The following is a 16,036-nucleotide window of genomic DNA, read 5'->3' as shown; positions in this document are numbered from 1 at the left end:
CACATCATCTCCCGTGCGGTTCTCAAAGTGCTTGATGACCGAAAGATTCAATTTGAATCTCCAAACTTTTCGGCTCAACTTTCACTTGGAAGTAGCTCGCTCACGACAAAGGCGCTTTGCCGTCGACACAATACGGCGTTGTCTCCAATCGATTCTGCTGCAGCACGTTTCTTCCGTGCTTTTACAACTATCCATAACTCCTTATGCGAAGATATGCCTTCGCAACAACTATACTTTTTTAGTGGAATGGATATCGAGCGTTGGATGCTCAAGACCATGATTATGGTCTATAAATCAAAGCAGACTAACATCTGCCCGCCTGAATTCGAGCTTCCACCCTATATTGGAAATCTTTTCTACAGTGACTACACATCACCGCTTGGGTTATATATGCCAACATTTGGTGGGTCGCCGGACGGCTCTTGCTTTCGCACTGAATCGGCAACCTCTGTTCAACTACATGCATCAGCAAACATCGTGTCGGGGGTGACAATCACACTTGGAGGACTCAGATTACGGCTCGTCGTTTTTCCAGACGTGAATGTGCATGAAGAATTGAAAACTAGATACTCCTATCGTCCAAAGCATTTTCTATTCGTTCGAGAACACAAAGTTCATTGTATTGCAATGCCTTTCCCCAATTGGCACGGCGCCGATATATGGCTTTCACATGGAGAAGAGAACGCGACCATCCCGTACAACCTCTAGCAATCAGTAACGTAGGCTGGGACGAGTCCCAGCTTTTCAATGTACCAATACCGCGCCAAATGCTGGGTTACGCTTTGCTAACCCAGCCTACGAGGATGGCCGACTTTGTTCTTATTCGGCGTGCTTGAATTCGTCGCCGTACCAATTGGCGGAACTGGCCCAATCGGGTGGGTATTCGCCTTGGCGGACGTAGCGATGAAATGAGGACCACGGCCAATCCACGACCCGTTCGACCAATCCATGCTTGAGCGGATTGACGTGGCAATAGTCGACACATCGCTTCAAGTCGGCTTCATCGCGGCAGGTGTGTTCGTAGAATCGTCTCTGCCATAAGCCGCGTTCACCTTTGCGATCACGGCTTGTTGTGATTTCTCCCTCCGTGCTTCCGCTTTCTCGCCACAAGCGTGTAAACTTGGCCTTAATGAGACGCCAGCGTTTGGAGTAGTCCGAATCATCTTTGGGAAGTTCCAGCACGGCGTGCAAATGATCTGGAAGCAAGACGATTGATCGAATCGAGAATGGGTGGTTGTCACGAACCGTTTGGATCGCCTGACGAAGGGAACATCGACCGAGTTCCGTTGTCAGAATTGGTCGTCGTTCATGTGTGACTAGAGTGAAGAAAAAGACTGAGCCATCACAATTTCGACGATACTGTCTCATGGGCATCGAGTCTACTGGAATGCTGGGACTTGTCCCAGCCTACACACTGTTAAACGGCTAGGCAAAGTCGATCGTTGACGAACGCGCATAAAATGAGCCCTCATGGAAATGAGGGCTTTTCGTATGTTGGTTCGATGAGAGGTTACGTTTCCGGGCGTTGCGGGACATCTTCAGCGGCTTCCTTTCGGAGTTCTCGCCGCCTACGTTTTTCGTCGGCTTTTCTCTTCTTGTCTTGTTCCCGTTGACGTTTTGCCATCGTCATCTGTCGTTTGTTGTTTGCGATAATCAGCTCCGTGATTGGGAGTGCAAGAGGTGTCGCGCGGAAGACTTGGCCGCCCGAATCGGGGCGAATCATACCATGGAAACTCGTCCCATTGTAAGTCGGTTCGCGAAGGCGATGGTCGCGGTGGTGTTGGTGTGACAAGGTGGGTGAGTGGCCACTATTCTGACAATTCTCAGAATTGATCTATCTTTTCTGAACAATGGTGATATACTTACCTTCCAGTCGAATGAAAAGAAAACTTCTTTCGACCTCACAACCACACGGTATCACTTTGCTTTTCTCTTCTTGTGTTGCTGCCTTGGAATCAAGCCCGGCAACCTCTCAATTGACGAGCCAGTGAATTTTTAGCACGAGTGTGCTCGTCTGCTCCTTGCATCTCTGGCATGTTGACCTCCAATTTTGGGGTCTCGGTCCGTCTTGTCGAAGCCGATTGGTCGCGAACGCGTTGAGCCGTGAGAGTTATGGACCTTTCCACTCCATCATGGGATGGTGCTGGATTTTTTTGGGATGGGCCTGGACTTTAAGATCACTAAGCAGGCTCGCAAGGGATTAGTATGAGCAAGAATTTGTACGTTGGAAACCTCTCGTTCGACACCACGTCGGACGGCCTACGCGACACGTTTGAGTCCTACGGGACCGTGACGTCCGCTCAAGTCGTGATGGATCGGGAAACCGGTCGTTCACGCGGCTTTGGTTTCGTGGAAATGGCCGATGGCGGCGACGCAGCGATCGATGGATTGAACGGTACCGAAGTGGGTGGTCGCTCACTGACTGTCAACGAAGCTCGACCCCGTGAACGCCGAAGTGGCGGTGGTGGATACGGCGGTGGAGGCGGCAAGCGTCGCTACTAGGTCTTTTGGGATAGACCGGGAGTATCGACCGCTCGGTCTGTTCGCCCAATGATCAACAAGCAACCGCCGCACAGATTCGCTGTTGCGGCGGTTTTTTCACGTCGGGCCGTCGCTTTCCAATTTCGATTTCATCAGTTCGAAGGTTGATTTCATGCTGACAATCACTCAAGCCGCAGGCGAACGTCTTCAGGGCTATCTTCAGTCTGCAGACGAAGGATGTGTTGTCCGGATCGTTCGGCGTTCTCGTCGATTGAAACTCCGTCCGTCCCGCCCTCGACCTGGCGATACAACATTTTCGCACGATGGCAAGGTTGTCCTCGTCCTTGGTCGCAACGCAAACCGCGTCTTGGCATCCCGTACACTCGATGCCCACGATACCAACAACGGACCACGATTGCAGTTGAAGCCAAACTAGTATCGGAACCGTTTCTAGCATGGCAACTAAGACTCTACTTGGCACTTGATGCTGGGGGACGCTCCACGAGGCCATATTTGAATAGCCTGAATCGATGAAATATCGTTGTCGACTCATGTTGACGATGATGTTCGATTATTGGACCAGACTAGAACACAACAGACCGCCTCCAGCTATCCAGTCTGGAAAGCGGTCTTTTTTATTGGTTCCATGCAGAAAACGCTAGACACTATCTAGATTTGTCTAGCGGTTGCTAATGCGTACTCGCTTGCAAGTCCCTGTCCAGAAAAGCTACCCGAAATTTCAGCATGCGTTAGTTCGACTGTTGATGATCCGACTCGGCTTGCTGAACGGCTTCTTGAGCTTGGTCCATTTCAGAGTGTGGTTCGGATGTGAGCGGTTTCGTCGGACCGGATGATTCGCTCGATCCATATCTAAAGATCGCGATCGTCGCAAACGTCGTGGGCTGAGAATGGCAAGGTTCATCGGCAAGGGAGTATGTCGACTCATTCCACGTACTCTGAAGATCATCTAGCGAATCGAAAGTATCGACGAGGAGTGCGTGAATTTATGTCCCGGTGTTCTGGCTGAGTGGCCTAGTCGTTCACCGACATTCCTGCGTGTGTCATCACATTGGTTTGAATGTTGGTGACCATTGAGCAACCACTTCCAACCGGTTGATCCAATTCCGTTGAGTAGCGTCGTATTCCGATAAGAATCTGTTTATGCTAGTCGGTGGGATCGCTCGCTCGACTTCTTGAGATTTTGATTCGGGAAAGAGGACTGCTTGATGAACCGTCGCCGTTTTTTGATGTCTGTGGCTGGTGGATGCATGACGCCGATGTGGTCGGCTTTCGCTGCGGAAAAGAAGAAGCCACGAATTGCATTCTTAGGAACTGTTGTCAAGAAGCATTCCCATGCTCAACACTTTCTCGATCGATTGTCGTTGGGGTACACCTGGGATGGGCGTTGGCAGGACCCTCGTGTTGAGATTGCGAGTGTCTATATTGATCAATTTCCAAGTGACGACTTAGGCAAGAGTCGGATTCAGAAGTATGGACTGAAGTCGTTTTCGTCAGTCGAAGATGCGTTGACGCTTGGGACCGGGACACTCGCCGTTGATGGCGTTGTGTTGATCGGTGAGCACGGTGACTATCCGCTCACAAAACTCAAGCAAACTCGTTACCCACGTTATGACTGGTTTAAGGACATCGTAAAGGTCTTTGAGAAGTCTCAGCGATCAGTGCCTGTCTTTAATGACAAGCATCTTTCGACTTCGTGGGAGGAATGTGTCGAGATGGTCGACGATAGCCGTCGGCTTGATTTCCCATTCCTTGCAGGATCGTCGTTGCCCGTCACTCGCCGGTTCCCCGCTGTGGAAATGCCATGGAACGCCGACCTAACCGAGAGTGTTTCTATTGCTTATGGCCTTGTCGATAGCTACGACTTTCATGCATTGGAGACGGCACAGTGTATGTCTGAGCGACGTCGCGGCGGTGAAGTTGGGATTCAAAGCGTACATGCGGTACGTGGCAAAAACCTTTGGAAAATGCTTGAACAGTCCGATCGGAAGTTAACGCGGGAATTGCTAGTATCTGCGTTGGCTCGTAGTCATAACTTGCCGGTTGAAGGTGGCTTCCCCAATGGTAAGTTGACTTATGAGTGGTTTAAGAAAAATCAGCCGGAGTCACTCGGCTATCTCATTGAACATCGCGATGGTTTCCGGACGACGATTCTACTGACACCGGAGATTCGCGACTTTACCTATGCGGGTTATATCAAGGATCAAAACAAAGTCTTTTCCTGTCAGATGTATCTTCCCATGCCGAACCGTGGTTCGACGACGGCAGACTTTTTTAATCCGCTGACTCGTCAGATTGAAGATCTTGTTCTTGAGGGGCGAACAAGCTACCCAATCGAACGGACTTTGCTCACGTCAGGAATGGTCATTGCCGGCGTGAAGTCATTGCATGCGGGCCAAACGAAGGTCGCCACTCCGGAAATGGGTGTCAAGTATTCCGTCCCGAATCAGTCATGGTTTTGGAAGACATAGGGGCTGTGATGTGAAGGATGGTAGTGGTGGACCACGATAGACATCTCACGCAGGATGGAAGTAGTGAGTGCGGTCTCAACTGTATATTTGTTCCTGGGGTGAGCATTCATTGGGTATTCAACCAAGTCGTGCATGATTCAGTGAATTCTGCCCCTGATCTGGTGAATCCCATCTTCGATCCGCTGGCATCTCAAAATAGTGTTGAAAGTGTCGGCGGGTTGTGAGATTGTGAATCTCCCTTCCATTATCGATCGGAGACTCAATTCAATGGCCGACACAATGCGCTCAACGTCTGGAACATTCGTTTCTTGGGAAGAAGGAATCGGCGACGACAAGAAGTATCATATGGCTTACGTTTCACCAGCGGGAATCACGTTGGTACGCAAGATGAAAGACTACAAAGAGTGGCAGAAAATCGTCGTTGCTGCGGAAAGCTCACCGAATGAGGCGGCGGATTTGTTGCAATCGCAGCCCAAAGCATTGCATTTGCCCGCAGGTGAGATTTCGAAGGCCACCTATGCGGAAGAGCTGAGGCAGTTGTCTCTGTACGATCAGAGCCAACAAAAAATCAAAGTTCCTGAGGGAAAAGAACAGGCTTTGATTTTCGAGGCAATCAAGGAACATCTTGGCGGCACCGAAAGCGAAGAAGAAGCGGACGCGTGGTCGGTCATGCAGTCGCCGTTGTTCGTCTTGGCCGTTATCGCGGTCATTGGCGGTTTTGGGATTTGGTTCACCACGATTTGCGAACCGGAATACGAAGCCACCGGGCGTCGGTCCGGGATGAAGCAACTCCTTAACACCATCGGCTACAAAATCGGGCCGGTGTGGTCTTCGGTCGTCGTGGGAGGAGTCGCTGCCCTGGTTCTGTTTTCGATGATCTATCAACTCATCAAACGTCCCATTCGCCAAGTGCTGACGTACTCGAACTAGTGTTTGCGACTGATTGGGCTACCGGTCGCAGATATCAAGAAACGAGTTGCAGTTGTTCTCGCGAAGCAACTGCAACTCGTCAATGCTCAACGTTGTCGGCTGACGTTCTCAGACCACACAGAGTGCGTTGTCGACCAAATCGTTGACCGATTCGATGATTTCATCCGGTCGGTAGGTAAAGTTGACCAGGTCCTCTTCCGCGGTTCCACCACTGAGAACGAGGACAGTGCGATATCCAACTTGGATTCCGCCGAGAATATCCGTTTCCATCGTATCGCCGATCATGATGGTTTCGTGGGCCTCAAGACCCAATTCGGTTTGAGCGGCCCGCATCATGATGGGACTTGGTTTGCCCACGCTAAAGGCCTTCCGCCCTGTTGCGGCCTCCAAGGTGGCCACGATCGCACCACATCCCGGGCGGAGTCCATCTTGTGTCGGGCAGTTGGGATCCATGTTCGTCGCGATTAATTTGGCACCGCGAGAGATCATTTTGACTGCGGTTTCAAGCATTTCAAAATTGAACGAGCGACCCTCACCGACCACAACATAGTCGGGGTCGTGATCGACGATCGCGTAACCGTTGAGGTGTAATGCTTGTAGCAACCCCCCTTCCCCAATGACATACGCCGTCCCATGCGGTTTCTGTTGGGCGAGGAATCGAGCGGTCGCCATCGCACAGGTGTAGACGTGCGATTCCGGAACCGTGATCCCCATCCGATCTAATTTCTTGGCGACATCCCTTCGCGTTCGCTGACTGTTGTTTGTCAGAAATAGGAATGGGATATCGTTGTCGAGCAGATGATTGATGAATCGGTCTGCCCCAGGGATCAATTGACTCCCTCGGTAGATCACTCCATCCATGTCGATCAAATAGCCTTCGGCCATCAAAAATTTTCCTCACTGCGTCAGCCGGTCGACCAGGTGGTTCACTCAATTGTGACTTCTTGCCCCAATAGCAACACCGCGGGACGACAGGCACATGGTATGACTAGCGCTCACGTTGCGAGGCCGTTTTGCAATCGTCATACCGAATCTCGAGAGCTTTCGATGAAAAAGTGGCGTCCCGACACAAGCCCAGGTATCGCAACAAGTTATAAGTTCAATCGCATGTTGGGTACCGCACGGACCGAGTTTGCCGCAGACCGATTGGGGCGTGTCTTGCGTAATTCTCGGGCGACACCCGCATGGAAATCAAGAACTCGGTATGTATCGATGTGGCGTTCTGTATCGTGCCCCGATCCGACGGTGGTCCGACAGAGTTGATGGGCTCGCCCTGAGATCAGTGAGAAGACGAACCACGATATCGCATGTCGATCGTGGAAGTGTACAAACTTGCGTTTTAATTAACAGTAAAATGTTAAGATTTGATTAGGTTTCAACAAGGCGGGCTACTTGGCCGATAGGGTAAATATAACTGCTTGTACGAGTTGTGCAGGTTGTTAGGCCTTTGAGGAAAAATCGGGATGGTCCGGAGCTGGGAACCAAATTTATGAGGCAGATTTCTTTGCCGGTTTCAAGCTATCACGCTGTGATCGCTTTGATTCTGTTGTTAGGGCTTGGGTCAGGCTCGCTGGCGGTTGCGCAGGAAACGACTCCGCCGACAATGGGCCTGGACGTCCAGGAGTTGCTACAACGTCTGGAAAATGCGGAACAACGCATCCAAGAACTGGAGAGTCGGCCTGACCAACTCTCTGGTCCCAACGGAGATGGCGGGTTGACTGGCACGGCCAATGTCGACCTGACACCCCAGTATCCGGTCAATTTCTTGCAGAACGCGCCCCCTGCCCCGAGTGGTACCGTGGGGACGGAACTCGAACCGGATGCGATTCCCGGCTTGGAACCGATCACCGAGCAATCGGATGACGATGAAGACGAGGATCAATCGAGCTTCTCCGAGCAGTTAGACGATTTGTCCGATCGCTTGGATGAGCATGAGGGAATCATCAAGTCGTTGAACAGCGATGTGGACGGGTTTGTCCTGTCTGGCACGAGTACATCGACGATGAAGGTGGCCGGCCGGGTGCACATCGATGGTTGGGGCTACCCCGGCGATTCCCCCGGTGTCAATGTCTTTGAATACGGTGATCCGGAATTCACCCCGCAGAATCGTCTGGGCTTCCGCCGCATCCGGTTTGGTGTGCGTGGGAAGGTCGAAGATCAGATGAACTACCGGATCGAAATGGAGTTCGCCAGTGGGAACGACGTGGAATTTCGTGATGTGTGGATCGGCTTCGAGGATTTGCCGATTTTCCAAACACTTTTGATCGGGAACCAGAAACGCCCGTACGGTCTCGATCACATTAATAGTAGCCGGTACAATGTTTTCATCGAACGGCCCTTCATCATCGAAGCCTTCAACATCGACGCTCGTCGTCTGGGAATCGAGTCGTATGGTGTTTCGGATGATGAAGTCTTCAACTGGCGATTCGGGGTGTTCAATCAACGTTTGATTCAGGACGAAGGCCAATACATCAGCGATCACCTGCAAGGTCAGGTGGCGGGACGGTTCGCTTCCACATATTGGTGGGATGAGGAAACCGACGGGCGATATTATGCCCATGCTGCGATTGCCGGAACGATCGCCGAACCCGATGGCGATCCCAACCCTGTTCAAGCTGCCAACGAAGCTCGTTTCCGCCATCGACCGGAAGCCCGAACCGTGAGTCGTTGGCTCGACACCGAAGCCATCGCCGGAGCGGACTGGTATCGCTTGCTCGCCCTGGAGCATGTCGTCAACTTTGGTCCGCTGCAGATTGTCGGTGAGTATCAGTTCAACACCGTGAGTCGGACCGATATTATCCTGCCTCCGGGGATCGACGAGGATGTGTTTCTTCATGGTGGCTACGTGTACGCGTCGTATTTCCTCACCGGCGAACACATGCCGTGGGAACGGAAGACCGGGATGCTCGGCCGAATCAAACCGTTCGAGAACTTCTACCTGGCCGACCAGTTGAGTGGTAACTGTGGCGAAGGGAAAAGTGGTTGGGGGGCATGGCAGGTGGCTGCTCGATACTCCTATGCCGATCTGACCGACGAAGACATCTTCGGCGGTGTGGGTGAGTCGATCACGTTGGGAATGGTGTGGTACTGGAATGCCAACGCGAACCTGCAAGCCAACTATATCTGGGGCAACATCAGCGAACGGATGGTCGAAGTTGACGATCAAGTCTTCACGGAAGGTGATTACGAAGCCCTCGGGGTTCGGGCCCGGATCGATTTCTAGAGCCGTTTTCATTTGATCGTCGCGGGGTGTGTCTTGTGGTGGCCGGAAAGCAAATGCGTTTCACGTCCACCACGGTCACGAAAGACGCGAAACCGGTCGGGATGCTTCTGGTGTGGACTCGGAATCTGGTCGCCGCAGAATCAGTGACCCTCTGTAAAATTGCCCCAATTCGCTATGCTGGTTGAAATTCTTTGATCCAGCATTCGAGGCGGATTCACATGCGGTTGTGGTTACTACGGGTTTGGGAGCAGCTTCGCGGTAGCTTTTGGTTTGTTCCAACCGCAATGATGTTCGCTACGGGAGCGATGGCGTTCACATTGTGTGAACTGGATTCATCACTTGCCACGAGCGGAACCGAATACTGGGAATGGTTGGTGACCAGTGCCGACTCCGCACGCTCCACGCTGTCCCTGCTGAGCGGAACAATGATCACGCTCGCGGGGGTTGTGTTCTCGTTGACGATGGTCACATTATCGTTGACTTCGTCGCAATTCGGCTCCCGATTGTTGCGGACGGTCATCACCGATCTGACAACTCAGTTCGGTTTAGGAGCGTTCCTGGCGACGGCGTTGTATTGTTTGATCGTCCAGCGATACATCCCCGCGGTTGAGGAATCGCCGTTCGTGCCGCACCTGTCGGTTTCCGTCGCAAGTGGGTTCGCTTTGACAAGTTTGGCGGTGATGATCGGGTTTGTGCACCATGTGAGTGTGGCGATCCAAGCGCAAACGGTGGTCATGGAAGCGGCTTCGGAACTTGACGGTGTTATCGAACGGTTTTTTCCAGAACCGGAACCGGAGCCGCTCGAGGAACAATCGCCAGTCGAAACAACGGCGTTGATGAACACAGCGACCTCGACCGATCACGTATTGCGTTCGGATGCTGAGGGGTATTTGCAAGCAATCGACTTGGAAGCTCTTCAAAAAACCGCTTGCGAAATGAATGTGACGCTTGTGCTCGGACAGCAACTCGGTGGGTTTGTACTCCGCGACTCGGTGTTGCTGCACATCTTGCATCGCGAGGATGCGGAGAACGGCGACAAGGACCGCTGGGAAATCGATGAGTCTGTCAAGAACCGGCTCAGCAGTTTCTTCATGATCGGTCGCGATCGTACCCCTCATCAAGACATCTGTTGTGCGATTGACAATGTCGTCGAGATCGCGTTGAGAGCGTTGTCGCCGGGAATCAATGATCCATTCACTGCGGTGACTTGTGTCGACCGATTGTCGGCATCTCTCGTTCGGCTTACGCGTCGACGATTCCCATTGCCATGTCGTCAGGATGAGGATGGTTCACCGCGGATTTTGTTTCAACAAGTGCAGTTCCCCGAACTACTCCGGCAAGCGTTCCAGCCGATTCGCCACGACGGTGCGATGTCCTTGATGGTTGCTCGGCGGTTGATGATCGGTCTGGATCGGGTCAGTCAAAGCGTCTTTCGCGGTGCGGACTGCCGGGAAATTGTTCGGCAAACGAAGTGCTTGCTCGCGGACGTGCAACGGTTGCATCCGTTACCCGAAGACCGGGAAGAAATCGAAGCGGCAGGCCAAGCAATTCTCGCCCGACATGATGACGCCCCGGGACTCTAGAACGCATTTCCCGTAAGTGTATCGTCATCCGCCATAATCAAACTAGTGGTTTGTCAGCATTGAATTTTAGGGTAGACGGTTTTGAGTTTATATCGTGCGTCGTCGATTTTCATTCGCCAGTCGATGCCACGTTGAGTGTTATTGACATCCGTTGACCATGCGGCGATTTCGTGTTGGAGGATTTCCAACTCACCGATTCTGCGTCCGCCAACACATTGACGTGTCATGCTATTGAGTTCGTTCTCGGCGATGTTCAGCCAGCTGCCATGTTTGGGGGTGAAGCACAATTCGATGCGTCGAGCATAGGAGCGCGCTCGCTGCGGTTCAAAGGCTTCATAGAACGCGCCGATTGTATGGGTGTTGAGGTTGTCTAAGACGAGCGTGATCTGTTCACAGTCGGCGTATCTCCCATCCAGGAGCGAGGCGACTTCCTCGGCCCAGTCGAATTTCGTGCGGTGCTCACGGGCGGTTGCTTGCCGCCAATTCCCCAGAGGTTCACAGAACATAAAAATGGAAGCGGTGCCGCCTCGTTCGTATTCATAGTCGACACGTTTGGGGTGGTCTTTGGTGGCCGGGATCGGCTGACGCGTTTCTTGGATCAGTTGCACAGGTTGCTCGTCCATGCAGATCACCGGCCGCCCTGGATGGTACGGTTTTTCGTAGGTTTCCAGCACATTTTCCATGTGCGCCACGAACTCCGCGTCGCATTCCGGGGGGATCACCCAATACTCGATGTTGCGATTGGTCATCCGATTTTTTTAAGCGTTTGCCGCACCGTTTCGTGGCTGACTTTTTCGACAATCTCCAACTCCACCACCTTGCGGGCCAACAGACGGAGGGTCCATTGGCCATAACCGTCCGGCGGGGAACCAAGCCGCATGGCGATGATTTTCGCTTCTTCGTTTCCATCGAGCAGTTTCTTCGCGCCCGCGGTGGGCGACTGTTTCCGATCAAGCGTCTGTTCGAAGCCTGACTCCACAAATCGCTGCCTGAGATTCTCGACCGTCTTGGTCCGACAGGCATAGGCTTCAGCGATTCGCGCATCGGTCCAGGCCGGGCCGTCCGCATCGGCCTTGAGCAGAATTTGCGCCCGTCGCACCTTTTGGCTCGTCCCTTTGAGTTTGCTGATCACTTCCGAACAGACTTTGCGTTCGGAATCCGTCAGACGCACGATATACTTCTTTTCGCTCATCACAGAACCCTCCTTGGATTGAAGTTGGTTCTGCGAATTAACGTGATTTGCTCCCAGCAACGCAACCCTAATTTTCATTGCTGACAAACCACTAGACAGGGGCTAGCCGATGACGCTATAGCGGCAACGATTGTTCGCTGCTGCGTGCAGCACATTTGCCTTTGCACGATGTTGTGACATCATCGCGGTTGAGTCAATCCGTCGGCTCTCTTCCCGTGTCGCCACGGATGACATGTATGCGGTTGAGGCTGTATAGTAATCGCGGCCAATAAAAAATCCTTGGGCTCGTTATGTCGCTTGGTTATTCACAGGGGATAGCCGACGATTGAATGTAAGCCACGATGACCAAAAACGATTCGTTCGAACCTTCACACTGATGGCAGAGTATGGAAATTCAGTCCTCGAATGAAGTCGATTTGACCTATGGAACGGTTTGCCGGGTATCACGGATCGGCACGGTGGTCGGCGGTTTGATTATGGTTTTGGTGTTTGCTGGGGCGCCGGTTTTATGGTGGTGGCTCAAAGCTCCGTCCTTCGTGTGGATCCTGTGTGCTGGCTTGGCGTTGCTGGTGGTTCCGCCAATTCTTCGGAGTGTCTACGCCAGTCTTCGCAGTTCAAACTGGCTGATGCTGATTCGCTCGGAAGGCGTTGTCATCAATTGCCGATCGTACGCCAATTCCTCGCCCGATGATCCATCACCCGTTGTGGTGTTGCCGTTCCGAGAGATCGAGTCCGCACGAGAATACTGCGAATCGCATAACGTGCCAGACACGAAACCCGGTAATGCAACCGTTCATGCTCGGCAACGGTTCTTGGAAATCCAAGTTGATCCTGAGATTGATTTCGGACCGCTCCGGCAAGTGCTAGCCGATGAACGCAATCGGCCGGCGTCTGTTCGCACGTATCTTGGCGGCATCACGGTGCGATCCAAATTCTCCCATGATCCGATGACGATTCCCCGAGATGGGGTGATCCGTCTGACATGGCGAAGCCACACGGACGCGATGGTGCCCAAGTTACAGACGGTTCTCGATCAATTGGCCGTCGATGTAACCGTTCAACCGACTCTCGAGCACCGGTTCGCCGACTGGCGGGAACTGGACGAACAGGAATTAGACGACCTCGTTCTTCAATTGGCCATGCAAGGTCGAACCATCGACGCAACCAAGTTGCTCACCCGCCGACGCGGTCTATCGACCACCGAGGCGAAGCAATTCGTCGATGAACTTCGTTCGTGAAACCGGCGTCGTGAAGCGTTCGCTCAACCATCCGTAGAGACATTACCGGTGATGTCGCTGGCATAGGTGTTGATCCGGCGAGCTACGGCTTGTGTGTCTTGCTCGGAACATCCGCGTGCTTCGAGCACGGCGAGTAAATGCCCGACAAACGCGGAAAAATGCAGGTTGGTAATGCCCCGCCCTTGGTGAGCGTGCGAGAGTTCCATTCCGCTGTACGTCTCTGGCCCCCCGAGTGCCGCCCCCATGAACTCGGTCTGCATTCGTCGGAGTTTCTCCAAATCGACATTCTGGAAGTACGACTTCAAAACCGGATCGGTTAGCACACGGGCATACATCGCATCGACGATGGCGGGAATGGCATCGGCTCCACCCAGTTGCTCGTAAAGGGGTTGATCTGCGGAACTCATGACGGAAGACACCTTCTGGCAACGGGGCAACAAAACACGCTGATAATGAGAATTTGAATTATGCGGAACCAGCCAAGACAGTACCAGTTTACCGCCCAAGAAATGAGAAACCATTTGAAGATAACACTTCGTTTCGGAGGACTGTAGACTGTGCCTATCCACTCGGCATTCTCGAAATCTTCCAGGTGCACTCGATGAACACTCGCTCGCAACAATTCCACGTTTGGCAACGGTTGGCAGTTCTGATCTGGCTTTTCAATGGTCCTGCGATTCTGGCTGCGGACCCCACGCCGCCGGGATGGTCACTGACATGGAACGACGAATTCGACGGCAAAACGATTGATCCGAAGAAGTGGGATTTCGATCTCGGCAACGGCTTTTACAACTACGATGCCAACCAGTGGATTCATGGTTGGGGCAACAACGAGTTACAGTACTACACAAGCGACTCTCGCAATGCCTTTCTGAAGAACGGCCAACTTCACATTCGCGTACTCAAGGAATCGCTGCACAACTGCGGTTATACCTCTGCTCGGATGAAGACCCGCACACGCGACGGTCGTCCGCTGTTCAATCAAACCTATGGACGGTTTGAATTCCGAGCGAAACTGCCGACCGGCCAGGGAATTTGGCCCGCGTTGTGGATGCTGCCGCAAGACGAGAAATACGGACCATGGGCCGCCTCCGGCGAGATTGATGTCCTCGAAGCTCGGGGGCAAGAACCGAACAAAATTCTGGGAACGATCCACTACGGGTCCCGATGGCCGGCGAACGCCCATAGTGGTGGCGAATATACGTTCCCGGACGGCGGAACGATCGCCGACTTTCACACGTACGCCGTCGAATGGGAACCGGGAGAAATCCGTTGGTTCGTGGACGATCATCAATACGCCACGAAAAAATCCTGGTGGAGCAGTTCTAAAACTGAGAATGGTCAAGGGGCCAAACCGAAGACTGCAGCGGATCTCAACCCTTGGCCGGCTCCGTTCAATCAGCCGTTCTATCTGGTGATGAACGTCGCCATCGGCGGGAACTTTTTGGGCAATCCCGATGCGTCCACGACGTTTCCCGCCGAGATGATCGTCGACTACGTTCGCGTCTACGAAAAAACGGACGGCTACGAACCTCCTCCTCCGAGAGAAAAAAGCTCGTTGCCGTTTTGAACCGTCACGTACAGCGGCCGATTTATGTGTTGAAGACGGCGGCCCGATTGATTCCCGCTTCCCGGTCCCAGAAGAAGACTTGGTCAATGCCGTTGGTATCGATGTTGATCATGACATCGAGTTCGCCATTGATCGCACCGGGGGCAATGCAATTCGTCTCGACTTCATAACGGGGCAAGCTTAAAAACGCTTCTGGTGTATTGGTTGCTAATCGATTGCGGCCAGTAGTCGAGTTCCAGAAGAGCAGATCATCGTCGCCGTCGCCATCGTAATCTCCCGAGATGATCGTGGTGAAATCGTTGCCGTTGATCGCACCGGGGGCAATCAAGTCCGTTTCGACACGGAACACCGTCGCGAGTGAACCGGAGTCATCGTTGAAGCTGATGGCTCGGTTTTTCCCGGTGACGGAATTCCAAAAGAAGAGCCCCTCACTAACGCCGCCGTTCAAGTTGCTGATCACAACGTTCGTGAAATCGTTGCCATTGATCGCTGATCGCTCGATGACGTCCGACCGTACGCCTCGGAACTCAGGGGATTGATTGACGGTATCGAGGACAATCGTTCGATTCCGGCCCGTGGCTGGGTTCCAAAAGAAGAGATCCGCCTCGACAGACAAGTCTTCCAAGGCTCCACTGACAACCGTCGTGAAGTCGTTTCCATTAATCAGATTGGTCGGAACGACATTGTCATTCACGTCGGCAAACCCGGGAGTGAGGAAGAACTTCGTTACGGTGGTCGGGAGATTCGGATCGATCGGAACTATCCGCAACAATCCGCTCACGGCGATGAGTCGATTTTTTCCCGTGACCGGATTCCAGAAAAAGAGTTGCTCACCAGGCGTGGTCGATTCATCTTCATCCACCAACTTATCCGTCAAGACCGTGGTAAAATCGTTCCCGTTGATTGATGTTGGTGTGATGATGTTGGTAATCAGTGACGAGTCTTCTCCGACAACAATACGGTTCTCCCCAGTTGTGGGGTTCCAGAAGAAGAAATCGATCGAACCGTTCCCATCAAAGTCGGCGCTCACGATTTGTTCATAGCTACTGTTGATTGCACCGGGATCCAATGACGCATCCTGAACGATAGCCGACGACGCGCTAAGCAAGACTCGCGACTCCAGAACTTCCGCAGCCATTGGCATGGGCTGTTTCCGACGACGTTTTGCCGTTGGTTGATTCCGGATTTGCGCAAAGCGGTCTCGTAGTTTCCCGAAGTTGATCGTCATAGGTGGCCCGTTGGCAAGAGAGTTTGAAGAGCTTTAAATCAACCGGCCTACCTAGAGAAAGGAAGAGTCAAGGCCGATTCGCTCTCTAGCGTACCCAACGAG

General features: G+C 52.8%; 16 protein-coding genes. 9 read left to right on the top strand and 7 right to left on the bottom strand.

Going from position 1 to position 16,036, the window contains the following annotated elements; all coding sequences use genetic code 11:
• Positions 1-27 precede the first annotated feature (27 nt).
• A complete protein-coding gene (locus G6R38_RS15215; protein ID WP_166827307.1) occupies positions 28-708 on the top strand; it encodes a hypothetical protein in 681 nt (226 codons plus the stop codon).
• Positions 709-819: 111 nt separating this feature from the next.
• On the opposite strand, the gene G6R38_RS15210 is transcribed toward G6R38_RS15215, so the two are convergent.
• A complete protein-coding gene (locus G6R38_RS15210; RefSeq protein WP_166827304.1) occupies positions 820-1,368 on the bottom strand; it encodes an REP-associated tyrosine transposase in 549 nt (182 codons plus the stop codon).
• A 142-nt stretch (positions 1,369-1,510) separates the two neighbouring features.
• Entirely contained in the window at positions 1,511-1,723 is a 213-nt protein-coding gene (locus G6R38_RS15205) for a hypothetical protein (protein ID WP_166827301.1), read from the bottom strand.
• A gap of 482 nt (positions 1,724-2,205) precedes the next feature.
• Here G6R38_RS15205 and G6R38_RS15200 point away from each other — a divergent pair, with 482 nt between their 5' ends.
• From G6R38_RS15200 to G6R38_RS15185, 4 genes are all read left to right on the top strand, one after another.
• Complete coding sequence (locus G6R38_RS15200) at positions 2,206-2,502, top strand: RNA recognition motif domain-containing protein (RefSeq protein WP_166827299.1); 297 nt, start codon at positions 2,206-2,208, stop codon at positions 2,500-2,502.
• A 151-nt stretch (positions 2,503-2,653) separates the two neighbouring features.
• Positions 2,654-2,917, top strand: coding sequence for a hypothetical protein (locus G6R38_RS15195; RefSeq protein WP_166827296.1), 264 nt, complete (start codon positions 2,654-2,656; stop codon positions 2,915-2,917).
• A 790-nt stretch (positions 2,918-3,707) separates the two neighbouring features.
• Positions 3,708-4,970, top strand: coding sequence for a hypothetical protein (locus tag G6R38_RS15190; RefSeq protein ID WP_166827293.1), 1,263 nt, complete (start codon positions 3,708-3,710; stop codon positions 4,968-4,970).
• Positions 4,971-5,237: 267 nt separating this feature from the next.
• Entirely contained in the window at positions 5,238-5,900 is a 663-nt protein-coding gene (locus G6R38_RS15185; protein ID WP_166827290.1) for a hypothetical protein, read from the top strand.
• A 108-nt stretch (positions 5,901-6,008) separates the two neighbouring features.
• On the opposite strand, the gene G6R38_RS15180 is transcribed toward G6R38_RS15185, so the two are convergent.
• Positions 6,009-6,785: a TIGR01457 family HAD-type hydrolase gene (locus G6R38_RS15180; RefSeq protein WP_166827287.1), complete on the bottom strand. Its 777-nt coding sequence runs from the start codon at positions 6,783-6,785 to the stop codon at positions 6,009-6,011.
• 604 nt (positions 6,786-7,389) lie between these two features.
• On the opposite strand from G6R38_RS15180, the gene G6R38_RS15175 reads away from it, so the two are divergent.
• Both G6R38_RS15175 and G6R38_RS15170 read left to right on the top strand, forming a co-directional pair.
• The gene (locus G6R38_RS15175; RefSeq protein ID WP_206028603.1) at positions 7,390-9,123 is read left to right on the top strand and encodes an OprO/OprP family phosphate-selective porin; all 1,734 of its coding nucleotides are present in this window, start codon (positions 7,390-7,392) and stop codon (positions 9,121-9,123) included.
• 218 nt (positions 9,124-9,341) lie between these two features.
• On the top strand, positions 9,342-10,706 hold the full coding sequence (locus tag G6R38_RS15170) for a DUF2254 domain-containing protein (RefSeq protein WP_166827284.1): 1,365 nt from the start codon (positions 9,342-9,344) through the stop codon (positions 10,704-10,706).
• 53 nt (positions 10,707-10,759) lie between these two features.
• Here the strand turns inward: G6R38_RS15170 and G6R38_RS15165 are convergent, their stop codons facing one another.
• Together G6R38_RS15165 and G6R38_RS15160 are read right to left on the bottom strand one after the other, a co-directional pair.
• Positions 10,760-11,455, bottom strand: coding sequence for an IS630 family transposase (locus G6R38_RS15165; protein ID WP_166827281.1), 696 nt, complete (start codon positions 11,453-11,455; stop codon positions 10,760-10,762).
• Entirely contained in the window at positions 11,452-11,898 is a 447-nt protein-coding gene (locus tag G6R38_RS15160) for a helix-turn-helix domain-containing protein (RefSeq protein WP_166827278.1), read from the bottom strand. Before G6R38_RS15160 ends, G6R38_RS15165 begins: the two co-directional genes overlap by 4 nt.
• A 386-nt stretch (positions 11,899-12,284) precedes the next feature.
• On the opposite strand from G6R38_RS15160, the gene G6R38_RS15155 reads away from it, so the two are divergent.
• Positions 12,285-13,136, top strand: coding sequence for a hypothetical protein (locus tag G6R38_RS15155; RefSeq protein WP_166827275.1), 852 nt, complete (start codon positions 12,285-12,287; stop codon positions 13,134-13,136).
• Between the two features lie 23 nt (positions 13,137-13,159).
• Here G6R38_RS15155 and G6R38_RS15150 read toward each other — a convergent pair whose 3' ends face one another.
• On the bottom strand, positions 13,160-13,543 hold the full coding sequence (locus G6R38_RS15150; RefSeq protein WP_166827272.1) for a group I truncated hemoglobin: 384 nt from the start codon (positions 13,541-13,543) through the stop codon (positions 13,160-13,162).
• Positions 13,544-13,737: 194 nt separating this feature from the next.
• Between G6R38_RS15150 and G6R38_RS15145 the strand changes: the two genes are divergently transcribed.
• Positions 13,738-14,706: a glycoside hydrolase family 16 protein gene (locus G6R38_RS15145; protein WP_166827267.1), complete on the top strand. Its 969-nt coding sequence runs from the start codon at positions 13,738-13,740 to the stop codon at positions 14,704-14,706.
• A gap of 22 nt (positions 14,707-14,728) precedes the next feature.
• Here the strand turns inward: G6R38_RS15145 and G6R38_RS15140 are convergent, their stop codons facing one another.
• Positions 14,729-15,850, bottom strand: a complete 1,122-nt coding sequence (locus G6R38_RS15140; RefSeq protein ID WP_166827262.1) for a hypothetical protein — start codon at positions 15,848-15,850, stop codon at positions 14,729-14,731.
• Between the last annotated feature and the right edge of the window lie 186 nt (positions 15,851-16,036).

The organism is Thalassoroseus pseudoceratinae (genome assembly GCF_011634775.1).
GTDB classification, from domain to species: Bacteria; Planctomycetota; Planctomycetia; order Planctomycetales; family Planctomycetaceae; genus Thalassoroseus; species Thalassoroseus pseudoceratinae.
This window is presented reverse-complemented; position numbering and strand designations above follow the sequence as displayed.

Coding starts and splice junctions, on each gene's coding strand:
- G6R38_RS15210 (WP_166827304.1), bottom strand. CDS start 1,368: ATGAGACAGTATCGTCGAAATTGTGATGGCTCAGTCTTTTTCTTCACT.
- G6R38_RS15205 (WP_166827301.1), bottom strand. CDS start 1,723: ATGATTCGCCCCGATTCGGGCGGCCAAGTCTTCCGCGCGACACCTCTT.
- G6R38_RS15200 (WP_166827299.1), top strand. CDS start 2,206: ATGAGCAAGAATTTGTACGTTGGAAACCTCTCGTTCGACACCACGTCG.
- G6R38_RS15195 (WP_166827296.1), top strand. CDS start 2,654: ATGCTGACAATCACTCAAGCCGCAGGCGAACGTCTTCAGGGCTATCTT.
- G6R38_RS15190 (WP_166827293.1), top strand. CDS start 3,708: ATGAACCGTCGCCGTTTTTTGATGTCTGTGGCTGGTGGATGCATGACG.
- G6R38_RS15185 (WP_166827290.1), top strand. CDS start 5,238: ATGGCCGACACAATGCGCTCAACGTCTGGAACATTCGTTTCTTGGGAA.
- G6R38_RS15180 (WP_166827287.1), bottom strand. CDS start 6,785: ATGGCCGAAGGCTATTTGATCGACATGGATGGAGTGATCTACCGAGGG.
- G6R38_RS15175 (WP_206028603.1), top strand. CDS start 7,390: ATGAGGCAGATTTCTTTGCCGGTTTCAAGCTATCACGCTGTGATCGCT.
- G6R38_RS15170 (WP_166827284.1), top strand. CDS start 9,342: ATGCGGTTGTGGTTACTACGGGTTTGGGAGCAGCTTCGCGGTAGCTTT.
- G6R38_RS15165 (WP_166827281.1), bottom strand. CDS start 11,455: ATGACCAATCGCAACATCGAGTATTGGGTGATCCCCCCGGAATGCGAC.
- G6R38_RS15160 (WP_166827278.1), bottom strand. CDS start 11,898: ATGAGCGAAAAGAAGTATATCGTGCGTCTGACGGATTCCGAACGCAAA.
- G6R38_RS15155 (WP_166827275.1), top strand. CDS start 12,285: ATGGAAATTCAGTCCTCGAATGAAGTCGATTTGACCTATGGAACGGTT.
- G6R38_RS15150 (WP_166827272.1), bottom strand. CDS start 13,543: ATGAGTTCCGCAGATCAACCCCTTTACGAGCAACTGGGTGGAGCCGAT.
- G6R38_RS15145 (WP_166827267.1), top strand. CDS start 13,738: ATGAACACTCGCTCGCAACAATTCCACGTTTGGCAACGGTTGGCAGTT.
- G6R38_RS15140 (WP_166827262.1), bottom strand. CDS start 15,850: ATGCCAATGGCTGCGGAAGTTCTGGAGTCGCGAGTCTTGCTTAGCGCG.